This is a genomic window from Dethiosulfovibrio faecalis (assembly GCF_021568795.1).
In the GTDB taxonomy this organism is placed as follows: domain Bacteria; phylum Synergistota; class Synergistia; order Synergistales; family Dethiosulfovibrionaceae; genus Dethiosulfovibrio; species Dethiosulfovibrio faecalis.
Map to the genome: position 1 here is coordinate 1 of NZ_JAKGUE010000038.1, position 665 is coordinate 665.

At 63.8% G+C, this 665-nt stretch carries 1 protein-coding gene; it reads left to right on the plus strand.

Features of this window, described 5'->3' with window-relative positions; genetic code table 11:
* On the plus strand, positions 1–665 hold a 665-nt coding region (locus tag L2W58_RS12990; protein ID WP_236103833.1), incomplete at both ends, for a methyl-accepting chemotaxis protein.

The window sequence follows — 665 nt, forward strand, 5'->3', positions numbered from 1 at the left end:
TCCGCCGAGGAGACCAACGCCGGAGTCGAGGAGGTATCCTCCGGAGTCGCCAGCTCCACCCAGGTCGTGACCGACCTGAGCGAACAGGCCAGCGTGGTCTCGGAGAACGCCGAGGAAGGCCGCAGATCTGTTGAGGCGGTGACGGACGGAACCGGCAAAGCCGGGGAGGTCAGCGGCAGAGTCGAAGAGGCGGTGGCTGAGCTCGGCAAATCGGTCGATGGAATAAGCGGCTTCGTCAACACCATAACCACCATAGCGGACCAGACCAACCTGTTGGCTCTGAACGCCGCCATAGAGGCGGCCAGGGCCGGAGACGCCGGTCGAGGTTTTGCGGTCGTGGCGGAGGAAGTCAGAAAACTGGCGGAGGAAAGCAACGAAGCCGCCTCGAACATCCGCAAGGTCATAGAGGAAGTCCAGAAGGACATGTCCGTAGCTGCGGAGGACACCAGGGAAGCCGGAACCGTCATGGCCGAACTGCTGGAGCGTTCGAAACAGGCGGCGGCCAAGATCTCGGAGGTGACGGGCGGAGTGGCCTCCATGGCGGAGGGAATCCAGTCCATAGCGGCCGCCTCCGAGGAGCAGACCGCCAGCACCCAGGAGATAGCCCGGGCCATAGACACCATAGCCTCCATGCTTAACGGAGGCCGGGACTCCGCCAAGGACAC